The sequence below is a fragment of the Dolichospermum sp. UHCC 0352 genome, assembly GCF_009711925.1.
Taxonomy (GTDB): domain Bacteria; phylum Cyanobacteriota; class Cyanobacteriia; order Cyanobacteriales; family Nostocaceae; genus Dolichospermum; species Dolichospermum lemmermannii.
This window is the reverse complement of record NZ_VIKY01000028.1, coordinates 1-16,284: the sequence shown is the minus strand read 5'-3', so window position 1 is coordinate 16,284 and position 16,284 is coordinate 1. Positions and strand designations below refer to the sequence as shown.

The following is a 16,284-nucleotide window of genomic DNA, read 5'->3' as shown; positions in this document are numbered from 1 at the left end:
TTTATCTTCCAAATGCTTCGCCCCTACTAACAACTGACAAAATAACATGACATTACAAATACAACCTAAATTAATTATTCATGGTGGTGCTGGTAGTTCTCTCCAAGGTAAGGGGGGATTAATCGCAGTCCGCAATTCTCTTTCTCAGATTGTTGAGGAAGTCTATGCTCTTTTGCTGACGGGTGCAACTGCGGCTCAAGCAGTAGTTCGCGGTTGTCAGATGTTGGAAGATGAACCCCGGTTTAATGCTGGTACTGGTTCTGTACTGCAATCTGATGGACAAATCCGCATGAGTGCTTCCATGATGGATGGAACGACTGGGAGGTTCAGTGGTGTGATTAATGTGTCACGGGTGAAGAATCCGATTGAAATGGCGCTGTTTTTACAAGATGCTGATGATCGGGTTTTGTCTGATTATGGTGCGGCTGAGTTGGCGCGGGAATTGCAAGTTCCTATTTATAATGGTTTAACTGATTTACGCTTGAAAGAGTGGACTCTAGAACGCCAGGATAACTTTAAAAGAACCATGGCTGGGGTAGTAGCAGAACCAGAAATGGCGGAAAGTGCTGGTAGGGGGACTATTGGTGTTGTGGCTTTAGATGGCTATGGTAAATTAGCTGCTGGTACTTCCACAGGTGGTAAAGGCTTTGAACGCATTGGGCGAGTCAGTGATTCGGCGATGCCAGCGGGTAATTATGCAACTAGTCATGCAGCAGTTAGTTGTACGGGCATTGGGGAAGATATTATTGATGAGTGTTTAGCAGCTAAGGTTGTGGTGCGCGTTACTGATGGAATGTCACTACAGGAGGCTATGCAGCGATCATTTACGGAAGCTAAGAGGAATAATCGGGATTTTGGAGCGATCGCTCTTGATGCCACTGGTGCGATATCCTATGGTAAAACCTGTGAAGTATTACTGGCTGCTTACCATAATGGAGAAAGCATTGGTGATACTTTGGAATGGAATAATCAAGAACTAATTGGTCAGTAGTCAGTAGGGGCGAAGCATTTGGAAGATAAATTATCGGTCATTGCCAAAAATAGTTCTCCAAATGCTTCGCCCGTACAGTTGTCAGTGGGAAGAGTAAAGATAAATATTTTCCTTATTTTCCCATTTATTCTTTTTTGTGCTTTTGTGATAAGAAAATGAATCTCCCAGTAACACAATCTTGGCAAGATGTTCGCGCAGCATTAAAAGCGATTTGGGGATATGACGATTTTCGTCCTCCTCAAAAAGAAATTGTTAACTGTTTAATATCACAAAAAGATTCACTAATTATTATGCCCACAGGTGGGGGGAAGTCAATTTGTTTTCAACTTCCTGCCCTACTACAAACAGGATTAACTTTAATAGTTTCTCCTTTGGTAGCTTTAATGGAAAACCAAGTTGAGGAATTACGTCAACTGTCACAAAAAGCAGCACTTTTACACAGTGAATTAACTCCATCTCAACGCCAGGCAACTTTGCAAGCTTTAGAAAAACAGCAATTAAGATTATTATATTTATCACCAGAAACCTTACTCAGTCCAGCAGTGTGGAAAAAGTTATGTAATCCCCAACTGCAAATTAATGGTTTAATTCTGGATGAAGCCCATTGTTTAGTGCAGTGGGGTGATAGTTTTCGTCCAGCTTATCGGCGTTTAGGGGCTGTGCGTGAAGCGTTACTAAAATCAAAACCACCGGGAACAAAAATTAGTATAGCAGCTTTTACGGCAACGGCTGATCCTTTAGCCCAAAAGATTATTTCTACAGTTTTAAAATTAGACAAACCTGAGATTTTTCGGATTAATCCCTATCGGGAAAATTTAAATCCTATTGTCCGAATTGCTTGGACTCCTAAAGGGAGAAAACAACAATTATTAAAGTTTATTCAAAAACGACCAAATCAAGTTGGTTTAATTTATGTACGGACTCGAAGAGATAGTGAAAATTTAACGGAATGGTTAACAGAAAATGGCTTTCATACTGCCAGTTATCATGCAGGATTAAGTCCAACAGAACGCCGGAATATTGAAGCTAGTTGGTTAGGTGGAAAAATCCTTTTTGTGGTGTGTACTTGTGCTTTTGGCATGGGGATAAACAAATCGGATGTCCGCTGGGTTGTCCATTTTCATGCGCCCTATTTATTATCTGAATATGTGCAAGAAATAGGCAGGGCTGGAAGAGATGGAAAACCCGCTGATGTTTTAACTTTAGTAAGTGAACCAACGGGATTTTTAGATGCTGAGGATAAGCAAAGACAGAAATTTTTTGAAGAACAAATGAAATTGCAACAACAAAAAGCCCAACAATTAGCGAAACAATTACCACCCCAAGGAGAAATAAATACTGTAATTAAGGAATTTCCCAATAGTGCTGTGGCACTTTCTCTTCTCCATAGTAATGGACAACTAGAATGGCTTGATCCTTTTCGTTATTCTATTTCGTCAAAATCAGGAAATCCACCAGTTACACAATTACAAGCTGCTAAACAAATGAGTGAATATCTTACTACTAAAAAATGTCGTTGGCAGTTTTTATTAAATGCTTTTGGGTTTGAAACAACGACTAATTGGCGTTGTGGACATTGTGATAATTGTGGAAATTAATAAACACAATCTGGAAAGATAATTATTACGATATTCCTAGATTATATGCCTAATTTTTTAAATAAAATATTATTTCTTTGTTTTGCCTCTTTAACAAGTTTGTTAAATGATAATATTTCAATATAGGTTTTTAATCCAGGGTTAAAACCAAAAAAACCTTGAAGGTCTGGTGTTGGAGTCAGAGAAGAATTAACAGCAAAAGTTTGTATTTCTTCTGTTAAATCACAAATAATATAGGCATAGAAAGGTGTATCTTCACGAAGAGATATTAATCTACCATCTTTATTCTTGTGTTTGCCTGATCTAACCTGGCGTATATAAGAATAAACTTGAGCAATAGGATTTTCTGATGCAGAATATCCCTCTCTCATTGGGCGTTTAAATTCTATTACTACGACGGAAGAATAAGGCTGTTCTTCATCTGGTACAAAAGCAATAGGATGGTTGAAAACTAAAAGGTCTGGTCTATCATTACTTTCTGAATCTAAACTTTCTAGTCTTTTTAAGGATTGATCAGAGGAAAGATATTCATGATAAGACAATCTTTCATCTATTATCCAGAGATTTTGTTTCTCAAAAACATTAATTTCATCAGAAGATGTTCTCATTGGAAAAATTATTTCATGTATATCTTTTTCAAGACTATATCTTCCATCTGAATCAAGAATTAGATTTTTTTCAAACAGACTGATTATGATTTTTCTATGAATAACATATTTTGCTAACTTAGACATCCCTAGATCATTATACTGTTCAAGAAAATTATAATATTCTTTGCTATACTCAGGAAATCTCTCAAATGTAAAACCCTCATGATTATGAATTAGGTTAAAATTAGTTCTTTCTTGATTAACATATTGATCTAAACAGTCACTAGAAACAAAAGCCAGATAGGTAAAAGGCCTTCCTTCTCTGTCACGAATTTTTCTTTTTTCAATTAAATTAGGGATATAGTTGTGTAAATTTTCAGAAATAACGGTTCTATGATTAGCGCAATAAAAAAGTTTATGGCTTGAATCGGATGAGTTGTAATATTTAATTCCTTTAAGATTAAAAGTATATTCTTTTATTTTAATTACATCATTATCCGAGAATGATTCTAAATTTTCATTAAAGTATGTATTAATGTTGAATTCTTCTTTTCCATCAACTACTCTAATTTTGGGTGGTGTTTCTAAAATAAAGTATGAAATACAGTGTTCTAGAATTTGCTTGCCTATAGTTTCACATTTTTGAGGGCATTTTACTTTATATGGATTTAAGAAATTTTTAAGTTCAACTTTTGTATAAAATTCTTGTTTATTATTTAATTCTATTTTCTGGTTAGAATTTTCTTGAACTCCTTTGCAAAAAAGGCTAAATTCTATATTACGTTTGTAAAAATTATTTTCTTCTTCAAAAACACTTTCAATCAGTATTTCTGTAAAAGCTTTAAGCCATAAAAATCTACCAACTCCTTTTGAGCCTCTGCTTTTTTTATATGTACTGTCTGAAGTACAAAAAGACGTATAGTTAATATAATTAAATCCTACTCCGTTATCTAAAACAACAAAACCTTGTATTGGAGATAAATTTCCATCTTCTATGAGTTCTGTTTGATTACCTTCCCTTAAAAGAATAATGTCAATATATCCATTATTGATTTTTGAATCCTCAATAGAATGAATTGAATTTACTACACACTCAAACAATGGCAATAAACATTTATTCTCAGCTAAAGGAGTGTTGTTAATTCTACCTTCTAAACTTATGTCCATGACTTAATGGGTTTAGTTATTTACGTATCTGTTACATTCTACTATACTATATACAAATTTATTTATGTGTTTAGATATTTAAATTAACTTAGCATTTCTTTTTAAATTCTCATTTTCGATCTAGCTTACCATACATTTACTTCAACAGTAAGTGCCTAAATATTATACAAAAACACACTACAATATATTAATGCTTTTCGTAATGCGGATAAATTTGTCTGGATGATTAATTTGTACAGTCTGTAGGTCTTAGCAAGATTAAAAATTAAAAAAAGAAGAGTGAAGAATCTAACTCTTGAATTTTTAATTTTTAATTCTCAATTTTTAATTCTTAGCTGCTTCTGCTTGGCTACAATATTTATTTAATTGAACGCCTAAAGCATCTGATTCCTTACCAGCAGTTTTAGCTGCGGTTGTCAGTGCGGAATCAATTTCTCTTCTAGCTTTTTCAACTTTTACTCTACCATCTGATGATGCTTCTGCTTTCTTAGTATCTGCAAGAGCTTGAGAAGCCTTGGCTATGGCTTCACTAAGATGATCAAAGATTTTGATAAAACTGGTTTCAAATTCTTGCAGTTTGGGGTGTTTTAAATTTAATTCCTGAATGGATTTGGTGACATTTTTCAAGTCTTTGGATAATTGCAAGCTAGTTGATGCTTGCTGACCTTTTTTAATATCAATCAGTGATGTACCCTGATTGACAACTGTAACTAATCGCTGACATTGGGAGGTTTTAGTCTCGCTGCAACTAGTAATTAACAAAGCAATGCTCAGGCTAACAGGAGCAATAACTGGATAACGGGAAAACAACATTAACATCCCAAGAGCAATAAAATCCCCTAAATATTAAGCCAAATGATCATTAATTCGCAATTACGAATTTCTGTGTTGAGCAGTTTACCAATCTACTGGCAACCCTAATTTATCTAAGGTTTTGCCATCTTGCAACAGTGGTTGGATGTCGCTGTCTATTTGGATTTTACCAGTAGAGAGGACTAAAGCCCGTTGAGTGACTCTTCCTAGCCATTGGAGATCATGGGAAGCTATTAACATGACTTTAACAGGCAATTTTAATAATACTTGGGCTAAATGTCGTCGCCATGCTGGATCAAGTCCGTTGGTGGGTTCGTCTAAGATGAGAATGGCAGGATCTAGGGCTAAAATTGCAGCTAAGGCGGCTAAACGTCTTTGTCCTCCAGAAAGTTCATGGGCGGAACGATGGGCGTAGGACTCTAATCCAAAGTCCGCTAATAGTTGATGGGCTTTATCTTTAGCGGCTATAGATGAGACACCATAATTAAGAGGTCCGAAAGTAACATCTTCGAGGATTGTGGGCATAAATAATTGGTCGTTAGCATCTTGGAACGTAAAACCAATTTGTTGCCGTACTTCTGGCAAAGTATCTGGTAATAAGGGGATACCGTTAATCCAGATTTTGCCGTTTTGAGGATGTTTTAAGCCAATGAGGTTTTCTAGTAAGGTGCTTTTTCCTGAGCCTGTAGCACCCATTAAAGCGACGCGATCGCCTGTTTGTAGGCTAAAAGAAACTTCTTGTAGTACGGGTTGCTGGTGCGAATAGGCATATACCAGATTTTGGACTTCAACGACATTTGTATGCGGTTGCGAAAGGGAAATTTGGGGATTAGAAGTTAATGATGTCAAGATTCACCACTCAAATAACAGTAAGGTAGGAACTTAGGGTTAAACAAGTAGCTGTCACCCCAGCTATTAACAAGATAAAACGTTCTTTTGGTTTGAGGGGGGAATCTAGGGGTAATTGTCCGTTATATCCACGGGCTACCATAGCAGCATAAACTCTTTCGGCTCTGTCTAAGGTGCGGAGATACAACGCCCCAATCATTGAAGCACTGGCATAGCGTAGCCACCCTGCTGCACCATTTAAACCACGTAATTGGGCGCTGCGCTGCATTTGCGTTACTTCTGAGAGTAGTATTTCTAAGTATTGCCCAGCGAGGATCAGGTTTTCTTTTAATGGTGCAGGTATTGGTAAGCTTTTGAGGGCAATACCGAAACTGTGGGGGGGTAAGGTTAATAAGAAACTATTCATCGTAATTAAACAAATTAGGGAACGCACAAGCAAAAAACTAGCTCGTTCCCATCCCAATGGTAAAGCCATCAATGATAGAAAAATTAATTCTGCACCGAGTAATCCGCCTAATTTGCGAATGGGTACTTGTAAGATACAAACCCAAACCAGGGCGATCGCCCCATATACTAGTAAATTAGACCAAGTATGATGTTTTAAAAAAGCTGCCCCAATCACAATGATCAGGGATAATTGCAAGCGTAATGGTAAGGAAATTTTAAGCATTATTCGGTTTTATCACTTTGGCAATTCCAAAAGCCACAGCAAAGCAAGCTGTAGAACCCACTAAACCAGCAATACTTGTCCCAATTTGTCCTAAACCTTTAATCTCATAGTCAGCCAAAGGTGTTGGTACAATTACCCGCACATTTTCAGCTAAGTTGATAAAACCCACGTTTTCTGCTACTTTTTCTAAACCATCTGGCCAAGCAGAAGCAAATAGAGACAACACACCTGAAATTAGCAAAATACTGACAACGGGAACTAACCAGCCTCTAACTTTGTGTTCTTCACCTGGTAACAAATCTGGACGGGCTGTGGCTAAATAGGTTAATACACCCCCGGTAATTAATCCTTCTCCAATACCAATCAAAATATGTACACCTGCCATGGTGGGTAAAACTATGTTGGCTGGTGCTGTTCCAGACAGGGCTAATTGAATGGCACAAGCTACAGCGGCGACAACTACGCTCACTCCTGCTGCTATTCCTGCTGCTAGGGGTAAACGCCGTTGAGAACCGCCCAATAGTCGTTGTAAGGTTTGGGTTAATCCCCACGCTACCCACACGCCGATTACTCCCATGTTTAAAATATTTGCACCCAAGGCGGTGATACCACCATCAGCAAATAGCACAGCTTGAATAATTAAAACTGTGGCAATACATAGCATTCCCGCCCAAGGACTACCTAAAATAATGGCAGCTAAAGCCCCTCCTAATAGGTGGCCGCTGGTCCCCCCCGCTACAGGAAAATTAATCATTTGGGCGGCGAAAATAAAGGCTGTGGTTAAGCCAAGAATGGGAGCGCGACGAATGCCAAAGGCTGTTTGCGATCGCTCAAAAGCTACAAATAAGGCGGCTGCACTGGCTAAACTGGTGGCGGCTGCAACTGGCACAGAAATAAATCCATCGGGTATGTGCATGAGATTGGTGTTTTTTTAATGTGTTTTTTGCAGACTAATTGTAAGTAATATAACGACTAACAAAATTAATAGCAAACTAAATTTTATCTCTTTTGACAATACCCTATGGGTGGATTTTTTGGGATTTTATTTAGGATAATTTTTTAATAAAAAATACGTCAAATTATATATTTGTTTTTTGAATTGTTAACATTTATAAATCTTTATGACATATTCTCATAATTGTTCATGATTATGAATTTATTAATTTTCTGGAGGATGCCAACCAGCAAGTACCCAATAACTGCGAACTTCTAAAGCATCTGCATCATCACTTAAATGCAAAACTTTAACAGTAGCTCTCCCAGTTGGTGTTTTACCCACAATTTGCAATCCATCTTTTGTCCAAAAAAAATGCTCAGACCAAACTTGAGTACGCGGGTTAAATAATTTAACTATCTCACCTGTTTCTGAATCAATATTTGTTATTTTATCACTTTTGTATCTATTACAAATAGGACAAGCTAACTATAAATTTGATTCATCATTACTACCACCTTTCGCTATAGGAATAATATGTTCTATTTCCAAACGTGCCATTACTAAACGTTGAGGACTCAAACAATAGCCACAACGATTTTGAGCATCTTTCCGAACACGACGTTCTATTTCAATAGGAATGTAAGATCGAGCCATGACTATTAATTAATTGCAGGTATCAAACCACGTTCAACAGCCACTTTTAAGGCTTTTGCTTTCCGCACTAAACCATGTCTGTAAACTTGCATAAGTTCATCTAGTTGGCTATTTTCTATATCATTTAGCTGTCCTTCTTGTTGACGTGCTAAAAGATCACTAAAAACTTCTTGTTGTTGAGTTTCCATTTGTAAATCGCACAATGACAAAATCTGCTCATCTGGTAATGATTCTACAGGTAATTCATTGCTGGCACGGTCAATCCATTCTAATAATACATCTTCAAGGCGACGATGGCTGAAAGCAGCGATTTCTTTGGCTTTTTGCACCAGTGTTTCCGGTAGTTGGAGGGTGATAGTTTCAGACATTTTGATAAAATGAAACTGTTCTCTTTTATTGTAACGCTAAAATGTTAATATACAAGCAACCTAGTGAAACCTAAGTTCAAAACTATGACCAATATTAATATTTCTGTACCTGAATCACTGAAAAGTTTTATTGATCACCAAATTGTTGAAGGTGGTTATAGTTCAGCGAGTGAATATTTACAACAGTTAATTATTCAAGAAGCACAAAGGAAAAATAAAGCAAGTTTAGAGGAGTTTTTGATAACTCAGGAAGAATTTGAAAAGACTTTAGATGAATTAGCTGATAATTTTGCAGCTTTGGTGGGTGCAAATGCGCCTATTTTGTCAGATTATGCTGTTAGTCGTGAGAGTGTTTATGAAGACTATCTTTAATAGCTTTTTATAAATCATAATGATATTTGCAAGACAGAATAATCAATAAATCTTCTTCTATCTTGTAAACTAATCTATGTTCATTTGTAATTCGTCTTGACCAGTAACCTTGGAATTCATATTTTAGTGGTTCTGGTTTACCTATCCCAGAAAATGGTTCTCTTTGGATATCTTTAATTAATTCCAAAATTTTCTTAAAGACTTTTTTATCTTCTTTTCCCCACTCACCCAATTGTTCAAAAGCTTCTGGTTCAAATGCAACTTTTTTCATATTCATCTAAATCAACATAAATTAAGTTACCTTTACCTACATTTTCTATCGCTTTGAGCAGATGTTTTTTGTTAGCTTCTGATTTAAGAAGATAGGTAGTTTCATCTTCTTCAATATGTGATTCAACTAGAATAATAACTTCTACAACTGTCCCTGCTGGTAGTTCAGTCGTAGATAGTTCGATTTTGCCATCTTTACCGACAATAGCCTTTTGTTTAATTCCACTGAGCATAATTTTTAATTACTCTGATAAAGTCAGATGTACTCATTTTATTGTAACTCTATTATTTGTTTTTGCTGCTTGATAGGGAATACTAGAATAAATAGTCCTTGTCAGATAAAGGTGAGTTTTGACAAGTGGACTGGACAACAATACTCAAAGCACAGCAGACTGATTTTATTGCCAGAATTAAATCTGATAATAATTATTAATCCAAAATAACATATTGTCCTTCGTTCGTTTTAAGATTCCAAGGTAGCTTTTCTATACATATAAAATGCTCTTTTGGAAGAACATCAGTATAGTGAGCAGTATAGTTGTTAAAGAAACCAATGGGTGCAAGGTCTTTAAATAAAGACGACGTATCTTCGTTTTCCCAAAAACGCATCATTCGTGGAGACATAAAATGAAGTATATCTTCTTTTAATTTATTATCTGAACTACTTCCCTCTATAAAACTATTGGACATTACCTTAACGGAGTCGTTGCTAATATTTTCTAAAATTACATTTTCGTGTCCAGTAAGATTTTCTCTCTTTGCGATAGATTCATCTATATTTTTCTTGTTACCATCTATCTCTACAAGCCTCATCTCTTTACCATCCCAGAACAAGAAGTCAATTTCACAAAATCCAACTTTATTTTTATTTTGTTGTACTTTATCGCCATTATCTCCTTGTTTCCATTTGGCTATAAAATTTTCTTTACTTGTGTATCCAACTGCATTAAAACTATAATAACTATAGTTGTTATTAGGGGTAGAGTTATTAAGCTTCGTTCGCAAATCTTTAGCAGCAACACTTAAACGTACGCTATTTAGAGGCAGAAAAACCTGAAATAATACTCTACCATCATTAAAAGGATAAGGCGTTAACTCCTCAGTATTTATTATCTCTTGTTCTAGAAGGAATTGATAATTCTTATAATCTTCATAATTATAAGAATTATCGCCACCGTAACCGTATTTTACCAATTCTTGACGTGCAAGCTGTTCTATACCTGTTTTATAAAAATCATTTTTTTCATCTTTGAAAATTTTATAACAAAGGTCAAAATAAAACTTTAAAAAAATTTTTTCATATGGTGATTTATTCGTTTCCACATCATTTTGTTCAATATAAAATTTAATCAAATAATCGTAATATTTTTTAGCAGAAATATATTTTGGATTTCGATCACTTAAAAATCTAGGTTCTGTTATCGGTTCAACTTTCTGAGGAAATAAATTTGGCAGGTCAATTAATCTCAGACCAGACTGATTATCAAGATCAATCACAGCACAATTGTTATTAGTTTTCAAAAATACTCCTGTTAAAGAGCATTCACCGAACTGAACAGGACTTGGTTTTTTATCAACATAATTATATCCAAACGGTACTATAAGCAACCGATCAAGAAAAAAATAAGATGAACCATCTGCATGAAAAAATTTGATATTCATAGGATTATTGTATTTTAAATTTTGTGTAACTTACCTGTATAGGCAAGATACTGGTAATTGTATCATACACAGTTCTTCTTAAACCAATAATTTCAAAAATCACAGTGTCTTTATTTATATTATCTCATAAAACATCCTGTAAATCCTGAAATCCTGGACATCCTGATTCTGACAAATTAAATATCAGGTTCAACACCTAACAACCTTAATTGTTCTATCAATCTTTCCTTTTTTTGTCTTTCCTGTTCTGTCAGAGTCAACATCTAAGGAAATTGATTTTTATTCTTGACGTGGATCTAATAGTGGTGGATGCCAACCTGCTTCTACCCAAAAATGCCGAGCAACTTGAATAGAAGGCTCATCACGTCGTTCATCATTGAAATCAAAGCGATCGCTAGTAGCTCTCCCGGTAGGCGTTGTACCTACAATTTTTATACCATCTTTTGTCCAGATAAAATGCTCTGACCATCCTTGCCGACGAGGGTTAAATAAAGCAACTTTCTCTTGAGTTTTAGGATCAGTAGCTACTATAAAATTATAATGACGCTCATTACAGCGATGACAAGCCAAAGCTAAATTATCCAATTCATCTGAACCCCCCAAAGACTGCGGCATAATATGATCAATGGTAAACCGGTCGGGACTCAGATATTCAGGAGAGTGGCAATATTCACATAAGAATTTAGCTCGTTTTCTTATAAGTCGTCGAGTTGGTTCGGACACCATTTACTTTTAGCCGCTAGTTGAGCATTAATTAAGGTAAATATTCGCTGTAACTCCGATATACCTACATATTCCGCTTCCTCTTCAGAAGTCAGTTTATCAGATTTTTTCTTTGCTAATAGTTCTTCAAAACGTATCTGTAGTTCCTCGGTAAATTTAAATAGATAAATATTACCAAATTCACTCATCTTCATACCAGAAGATATTAAAGACGAAGGTTGAACCATTAATTGAGTAGCCATTGTATGTTCACAGTGTCTTTATTTCTATTATCTCATAAAAAATCCTGTAAATCCTGAAATCCTGGATATCCTGATTCAGACAAAAATCCTGTAAATCCTGAAATCCTGGACATCCTGATATGGCTTGCGCCACGCTACGCTATCAGACAAAAAAATATCATATAATAGTGAATAAATATTCACCTTAATTAACTATGCAAACCACAGAATCACCCTTACAATTGCGGCTGTGGACTGTTGATGAATACCACAGAATGGCTGAAGCAGGAATATTTGAACCAAATGAACGGGTAGAATTATTAGAGGGGAAAATAATCTGGATGGTTGCTAAAGGAACAGCCCACCGTTCAGCAGTGGGTAGAACATATAAGTTATTGGAAAACAGAGTTGGTCATAAAGCTTGCATAGCTATTCAAGACCCTGTAAAATTAAATGAAAGGTCTGAACCAGAACCAGATATTGCTGTAGTGAAAATAGATCCGCTAGACTATGCAGATCATCATCCTACCCCAGCAGAAATTTATTTAATTATCGAAGTTGCAGATAGCAGTTTAAAACTAGATACAGAAATCAAACCTAAAGCTTATTCTCAAGCAGGAATTAAGAATTATTGGGTATTAGATGTCGTGAAACGCGAATTAATTGTATTTAGAAATCCTACAATAGAAGGTTATCAAAATCGAGAAATTATCACAGAACAGCAAAACATATCTCCTTTAGATTTTCCTGATTTAGAAATTGTAGTTTCCCAGATGCTACCTCTTGTCTAAATCAGGATATCCAGGATTTAAGGATTTACAGGATATTATAACTGTATTTCATTCAACCGATAACCGCTATAGTTAAAGTAAATGGAGTTGAGTCTAATTTATTACTTACCTGAGCGATCCTAGCACCTTATTCCATTTACTAGTACCGCAGGGCGGAATTAAAAATTAACAATTAAAAATTAAAAAAGCAGATTGTATAAGCTTTTTAGGGATTTTTAATGGTTATCTTACTTACGCCGCAGTGTACTAGTAGTTTGTCAAGATAAAAATGATGGACTGTAGTGTGAGCGTCTCGCTCACGCGGGCAAGACTTGTACTGAGCAAGCGATGCCCTGAGCCTGTCGAAGGGTCGAAGTATGCCCGCACTACCAAAAACCCCTAAAAATTATTTTTCCAAGTTATTGACAATAATTTCTAAGTTCGATAGGATACCTAAAGCTAATTGCAAATTATTTACAATTCCCTACATACCCATATCCCTATTAGTCTCATGTCTGACAACTTTACTTTCAGTAAAGATAAAATTTGGAGTCGTCGCCAATTGCTACAACTGGGATTATCCGGGGCTGGAGTCATTGGTGCAGGAGCAATTTGGCAGATATTGAATGTCAAAGATCATGCCAGTGTTAGAATCCCACCGATGGAAATGGCAGCATCTAATGGTGCTACTAACCCCATGCAGGTGTTACGAGATTTTGATTATGGGACAGTTAAGCAGGAAAATGGGCGTACAGTCCGCGAATTTCAGCTAACTGCTGGTACTTCCACCATTCAGCTTAATAGTGCTGTCTCCTACAACATTTGGGATTTAAATGGGCGGATTCCTGGACCAACACTCCGGGCTAAAGAAGGGGAAAGAATAAGAATACTTTTTCTCAACAATGCTGGACATTCCCATTCTCTGCATTTTCACGGAGTTCATCCCGCTGAAATGGATGGAATAAAACCCGTGGGTAATGGTAAAGCGACTATATACGAATTTGATGCCGAACCCTATGGCGTTCATTTGTATCATTGTCACATTGCTCCGGTTACTCGTCATATTGCTAAAGGTTTATATGGGATGTTTATTATTGACCCTCCTAAACCCCGTCCCCCTGCTGATGAAATTGTTTTAATCATGTCTGGATATGATGTAAATGATGATAACAAAAATGAATATTATGCTTTTAATGGTATGCCACATCATTATATGCACCATCCCATTCAAATTTATCAAAATCAGTTAATTCGGGTCTACGTTCTGAATATTATTGAATTCGATCCTGCTGTGACGTTTCACCTTCACGCTAATTTCTTTAATGTTTATCGTTTCGGTATGACAATGACTCCCAGTGAAAAAACCGATGTTTTAACAATGGGTGTCGCAGAAAGGCACATTTTAGAGTTTGCTTTTCGCTATCCAGGAAAATATATGTTTCATCCTCACCAAGATGTGATTGCTGAAAGCGGGTGTATGGGACAGTTTGAAGTAATCGCGGAAAAAGATTCCCAAAAACCGGTCAATAAATCCTGACAAAACTCAGAAAGATTAGCAACTTAGTAAAACCCAAATTTAGCAATATCTGAAATTTACTTACTTAATTTATACTTATGTTTTAGAAAAATAGTTGATAAATATTTGCATTTATGATAAATCATAATTATATCTAAACCGAAATATTTGCAAATTTATCTACTGCTAAATCCTTAAATTACCAACATTGACACTTTACCAGGAGTAAAAATGATCAAATTCCGTTACCTATTTTTATCTATCGCTGCTTGTGCCATGATTTCTCTAAGTTCTTGTACCAGCGACTCACAAAAAGCAGATATTCAATCAACACCAAATACAGCCCAAGTAACAGAAACTAGCACCCATAGTGGTCATAGTGGTAAAGCTAAAATTAATATCAATAACGCAATTTTATCCCAATTAGATAAATTAGAAGCTACATTAGGAATTCCGGCTTTATCCAACAAAATCCAAGCTAATCGTCCCTACGCTAATCCAACGGATTTAGTCAGTAAAAAAGTGATTACTCAACCACAGTTTAACCAAATTAAAGACATGGTGACAGTTGAGGAAGTGGTACTTACAGGTGAAGCTAAAGATATTGACTACATGACCAAATTGGGATTAATGAAAGGACATCTTTTAGTAGCCAAAGAATTATTAGATCAAAATCAACCCAAACAAGCTCAACCCCATATTGGACATCCAGTAGAAGAGATTTATATTGATATTGAAGAACAATTAGATGAGCGCAAAGTTAAAGAATTTAAAAGTAATTTGGTCAGTTTAACTGATTTAGTGAAATCTAATCCCAAGGATGCCAAAATAAAACCTAACTTTACCACTTCTGTGCAAGCTGTGGATAGTGCGATCGCAATTTTACCAGCCGAACAACGCAGTAAACCCGAATTTGTTCTGCAAGTAATCACCAGTTTACTAGACGCAGCCAACTCAGAATATGGTGCAGCAATTGCGAATGGCAAAATTACTGCCCCCATTGAATATCAAGATTCTCGTGGCTTTGTCGTCTATTCTCAGGAGCTATATAAAAGTATTTCTAGCCAAATGACCCAAGAACATCCTCAAGCACACAAAGCCATAGATACAGCTTTTGTGGAATTGGTGAAAGTTTGGCCTACTGCTATCCCCCCAGCGCAAGCAGTTAGCACTCCAGAAGATGTTACCAAGCTAGTGAAAACCATCGAGGAAAATACCCAAAAAGTGCGAGAAAAAACCAGCACTAAAGCACAAAGTTAGTATTTTCACACCATTGGAGGTACAGAAAAAGAAGTTTAAAATAGTAGACAAGAGAGCAAATAGTTAAAAACTAAGAGTGAGAATAGTTTGGGTTTTCAAACCCTAAAAAAAGTATAACTGCTCACTAATAATTGGTAGCTAAATACTCTCCTGATGTAATTTTGCTCAACTTAACAACTAATGCAAGAACTCGACCACCAAAAAACAATTGATATTCTCAACTCCATTATGGAATTTGAACTAGCAGGGGTAGTGCGCTACACCCATTATTCCTTAATGGTAACAGGTCCAAATCGTATACCTATTGTGGCATTCTTCAAAGCGCAAGCCACAGAATCCTTACTTCATGCTCAACAAGTAGGAGAAATTCTCACAGGCTTAGAAGGACATCCTACTTTGAGAATCGCCCCAATGGAAGAAACTTTCAAACATAACGTTAAGGATATTTTGCAAGAAAGTTTATCCCATGAAAAGAAAGCTTTAGATATGTACAAAAGTCTTCTAGCAGTTGTCAACAATGCCAGTATTTATTTAGAAGAATTCAGCCGTGGTATGATCGGACAAGAAGAGATGCACAATCTCGAACTCAAGAAAATGTTACGCGATTTTAGCTAATAAAGCAGGAGTCAGGAGTCAGAATTCAGGAGAAATAAAATCTACAACTGATAACTGTACGGGCGAAGCATTTGGAGAACTATTTTTGGCAATGACCGATAATTTATCTTGCAAATGCTTCGCGGCTACTAACAACTGTACGGGCGAAGCATTTGGAGAACTATTTTTGGCAATGACCGATAATTTATCTTGCAAATGCTTCGCGGCTACTAACAACTGTACGGGCGAAGCATTTGGA

Annotated in this window: 20 protein-coding genes; 7 read left to right on the top strand and 13 right to left on the bottom strand. The window is 36.1% G+C overall.

Going from position 1 to position 16,284, the window contains the following annotated elements; genetic code table 11:
* The first annotated feature begins 46 nt into the window (after positions 1-46).
* The gene (locus tag FJR06_RS01830) at positions 47-991 is read left to right on the top strand and encodes an isoaspartyl peptidase/L-asparaginase (protein ID WP_168650532.1); all 945 of its coding nucleotides are present in this window, start codon (positions 47-49) and stop codon (positions 989-991) included.
* 155 nt (positions 992-1,146) lie between these two features.
* Positions 1,147-2,589: an ATP-dependent DNA helicase RecQ gene (locus FJR06_RS01825; RefSeq protein ID WP_168650530.1), complete on the top strand. Its 1,443-nt coding sequence runs from the start codon at positions 1,147-1,149 to the stop codon at positions 2,587-2,589.
* 41 nt (positions 2,590-2,630) lie between these two features.
* Here FJR06_RS01825 and FJR06_RS01820 read toward each other — a convergent pair whose 3' ends face one another.
* The 7 genes from FJR06_RS01820 to FJR06_RS01790 form a co-directional block, all read right to left on the bottom strand.
* Complete coding sequence (locus FJR06_RS01820) at positions 2,631-4,346, bottom strand: hypothetical protein (protein WP_168650528.1); 1,716 nt, start codon at positions 4,344-4,346, stop codon at positions 2,631-2,633.
* 324 nt (positions 4,347-4,670) lie between these two features.
* Entirely contained in the window at positions 4,671-5,165 is a 495-nt protein-coding gene (locus FJR06_RS01815) for a hypothetical protein (RefSeq protein ID WP_168650526.1), read from the bottom strand.
* Positions 5,166-5,243: 78 nt separating this feature from the next.
* Positions 5,244-6,008 carry an energy-coupling factor ABC transporter ATP-binding protein gene (locus tag FJR06_RS01810; RefSeq protein WP_168650524.1) on the bottom strand — a complete coding sequence of 255 codons (765 nt, stop codon included), beginning with the start codon at positions 6,006-6,008 and terminating at the stop codon, positions 5,244-5,246.
* A gap of 10 nt (positions 6,009-6,018) precedes the next feature.
* Positions 6,019-6,678: an energy-coupling factor transporter transmembrane protein EcfT gene (locus FJR06_RS01805; protein ID WP_168650522.1), complete on the bottom strand. Its 660-nt coding sequence runs from the start codon at positions 6,676-6,678 to the stop codon at positions 6,019-6,021.
* Entirely contained in the window at positions 6,671-7,594 is a 924-nt protein-coding gene (locus FJR06_RS01800) for an energy-coupling factor ABC transporter permease (protein ID WP_015080576.1), read from the bottom strand. Before FJR06_RS01800 ends, FJR06_RS01805 begins: the two co-directional genes overlap by 8 nt.
* A gap of 507 nt (positions 7,595-8,101) precedes the next feature.
* Entirely contained in the window at positions 8,102-8,269 is a 168-nt protein-coding gene (locus FJR06_RS24160; RefSeq protein ID WP_254434373.1) for an HNH endonuclease, read from the bottom strand.
* A gap of 5 nt (positions 8,270-8,274) precedes the next feature.
* Positions 8,275-8,637 carry a hypothetical protein gene (locus tag FJR06_RS01790; RefSeq protein ID WP_168650520.1) on the bottom strand — a complete coding sequence of 121 codons (363 nt, stop codon included), beginning with the start codon at positions 8,635-8,637 and terminating at the stop codon, positions 8,275-8,277.
* An 84-nt stretch (positions 8,638-8,721) separates the two neighbouring features.
* Here FJR06_RS01790 and FJR06_RS01785 point away from each other — a divergent pair, with 84 nt between their 5' ends.
* Positions 8,722-9,009: a type II toxin-antitoxin system ParD family antitoxin gene (locus FJR06_RS01785; protein WP_168650518.1), complete on the top strand. Its 288-nt coding sequence runs from the start codon at positions 8,722-8,724 to the stop codon at positions 9,007-9,009.
* 7 nt (positions 9,010-9,016) lie between these two features.
* On the opposite strand, the gene FJR06_RS01780 is transcribed toward FJR06_RS01785, so the two are convergent.
* The 5 genes from FJR06_RS01780 to FJR06_RS01760 form a co-directional block, all read right to left on the bottom strand.
* Positions 9,017-9,280, bottom strand: a complete 264-nt coding sequence (locus FJR06_RS01780; RefSeq protein WP_096667578.1) for a Txe/YoeB family addiction module toxin — start codon at positions 9,278-9,280, stop codon at positions 9,017-9,019.
* Positions 9,261-9,512 (bottom strand): hypothetical protein, encoded by a 252-nt coding sequence (locus tag FJR06_RS01775; protein ID WP_096667576.1) that lies wholly within the window; start codon positions 9,510-9,512, stop codon positions 9,261-9,263. The genes FJR06_RS01780 and FJR06_RS01775 overlap by 20 nt, the downstream gene beginning before the upstream one ends.
* A 196-nt stretch (positions 9,513-9,708) precedes the next feature.
* Positions 9,709-10,941 (bottom strand): hypothetical protein, encoded by a 1,233-nt coding sequence (locus FJR06_RS01770; RefSeq protein ID WP_168650516.1) that lies wholly within the window; start codon positions 10,939-10,941, stop codon positions 9,709-9,711.
* Between the two features lie 279 nt (positions 10,942-11,220).
* Positions 11,221-11,667, bottom strand: a complete 447-nt coding sequence (locus FJR06_RS01765) for an HNH endonuclease (protein ID WP_168650514.1) — start codon at positions 11,665-11,667, stop codon at positions 11,221-11,223.
* The gene (locus FJR06_RS01760) at positions 11,637-11,906 is read right to left on the bottom strand and encodes a hypothetical protein (protein ID WP_027403169.1); all 270 of its coding nucleotides are present in this window, start codon (positions 11,904-11,906) and stop codon (positions 11,637-11,639) included. Before FJR06_RS01760 ends, FJR06_RS01765 begins: the two co-directional genes overlap by 31 nt.
* 194 nt (positions 11,907-12,100) lie before the next feature.
* Here FJR06_RS01760 and FJR06_RS01755 point away from each other — a divergent pair, with 194 nt between their 5' ends.
* The 4 genes from FJR06_RS01755 to FJR06_RS01740 all read left to right on the top strand — a co-directional run bounded on the left by FJR06_RS01755 (position 12,101) and on the right by FJR06_RS01740 (position 16,046).
* A complete protein-coding gene (locus FJR06_RS01755; protein ID WP_168650512.1) occupies positions 12,101-12,676 on the top strand; it encodes a Uma2 family endonuclease in 576 nt (191 codons plus the stop codon).
* Positions 12,677-13,166: 490 nt separating this feature from the next.
* Positions 13,167-14,192, top strand: a complete 1,026-nt coding sequence (locus tag FJR06_RS01750) for a multicopper oxidase domain-containing protein (RefSeq protein WP_168650510.1) — start codon at positions 13,167-13,169, stop codon at positions 14,190-14,192.
* Positions 14,193-14,402: 210 nt separating this feature from the next.
* Positions 14,403-15,431, top strand: coding sequence for a helix-hairpin-helix domain-containing protein (locus FJR06_RS01745; RefSeq protein WP_168650509.1), 1,029 nt, complete (start codon positions 14,403-14,405; stop codon positions 15,429-15,431).
* Between the two features lie 180 nt (positions 15,432-15,611).
* Positions 15,612-16,046, top strand: a complete 435-nt coding sequence (locus tag FJR06_RS01740; RefSeq protein ID WP_015080571.1) for a bacterioferritin — start codon at positions 15,612-15,614, stop codon at positions 16,044-16,046.
* Between the two features lie 18 nt (positions 16,047-16,064).
* On the opposite strand, the gene FJR06_RS01735 is transcribed toward FJR06_RS01740, so the two are convergent.
* Positions 16,065-16,284: hypothetical protein (locus FJR06_RS01735; RefSeq protein ID WP_254434372.1), on the bottom strand; the 220-nt coding region annotated here is incomplete at its 5' end.

What these genes read in the sequence shown, in the direction of transcription:
- FJR06_RS01790 (WP_168650520.1), bottom strand. Translation starts at nt 8,637, where the DNA reads ATGTCTGAAACTATCACCCTCCAACTACCGGAAACACTGGTGCAAAAA.
- FJR06_RS01760 (WP_027403169.1), bottom strand. Translation starts at nt 11,906, where the DNA reads ATGGCTACTCAATTAATGGTTCAACCTTCGTCTTTAATATCTTCTGGT.
- FJR06_RS01775 (WP_096667576.1), bottom strand. Translation starts at nt 9,512, where the DNA reads ATGCTCAGTGGAATTAAACAAAAGGCTATTGTCGGTAAAGATGGCAAA.
- FJR06_RS01740 (WP_015080571.1), top strand. Translation starts at nt 15,612, where the DNA reads ATGCAAGAACTCGACCACCAAAAAACAATTGATATTCTCAACTCCATT.
- FJR06_RS01815 (WP_168650526.1), bottom strand. Translation starts at nt 5,165, where the DNA reads ATGTTAATGTTGTTTTCCCGTTATCCAGTTATTGCTCCTGTTAGCCTG.
- FJR06_RS01805 (WP_168650522.1), bottom strand. Translation starts at nt 6,678, where the DNA reads ATGCTTAAAATTTCCTTACCATTACGCTTGCAATTATCCCTGATCATT.
- FJR06_RS01745 (WP_168650509.1), top strand. Translation starts at nt 14,403, where the DNA reads ATGATCAAATTCCGTTACCTATTTTTATCTATCGCTGCTTGTGCCATG.
- FJR06_RS01770 (WP_168650516.1), bottom strand. Translation starts at nt 10,941, where the DNA reads ATGAATATCAAATTTTTTCATGCAGATGGTTCATCTTATTTTTTTCTT.
- FJR06_RS24160 (WP_254434373.1), bottom strand. Translation starts at nt 8,269, where the DNA reads ATGGCTCGATCTTACATTCCTATTGAAATAGAACGTCGTGTTCGGAAA.
- FJR06_RS01750 (WP_168650510.1), top strand. Translation starts at nt 13,167, where the DNA reads ATGTCTGACAACTTTACTTTCAGTAAAGATAAAATTTGGAGTCGTCGC.
- FJR06_RS01780 (WP_096667578.1), bottom strand. Translation starts at nt 9,280, where the DNA reads ATGAAAAAAGTTGCATTTGAACCAGAAGCTTTTGAACAATTGGGTGAG.
- FJR06_RS01800 (WP_015080576.1), bottom strand. Translation starts at nt 7,594, where the DNA reads ATGCACATACCCGATGGATTTATTTCTGTGCCAGTTGCAGCCGCCACC.
- FJR06_RS01765 (WP_168650514.1), bottom strand. Translation starts at nt 11,667, where the DNA reads ATGGTGTCCGAACCAACTCGACGACTTATAAGAAAACGAGCTAAATTC.
- FJR06_RS01825 (WP_168650530.1), top strand. Translation starts at nt 1,147, where the DNA reads ATGAATCTCCCAGTAACACAATCTTGGCAAGATGTTCGCGCAGCATTA.
- FJR06_RS01820 (WP_168650528.1), bottom strand. Translation starts at nt 4,346, where the DNA reads ATGGACATAAGTTTAGAAGGTAGAATTAACAACACTCCTTTAGCTGAG.
- FJR06_RS01755 (WP_168650512.1), top strand. Translation starts at nt 12,101, where the DNA reads ATGCAAACCACAGAATCACCCTTACAATTGCGGCTGTGGACTGTTGAT.
- FJR06_RS01785 (WP_168650518.1), top strand. Translation starts at nt 8,722, where the DNA reads ATGACCAATATTAATATTTCTGTACCTGAATCACTGAAAAGTTTTATT.
- FJR06_RS01830 (WP_168650532.1), top strand. Translation starts at nt 47, where the DNA reads ATGACATTACAAATACAACCTAAATTAATTATTCATGGTGGTGCTGGT.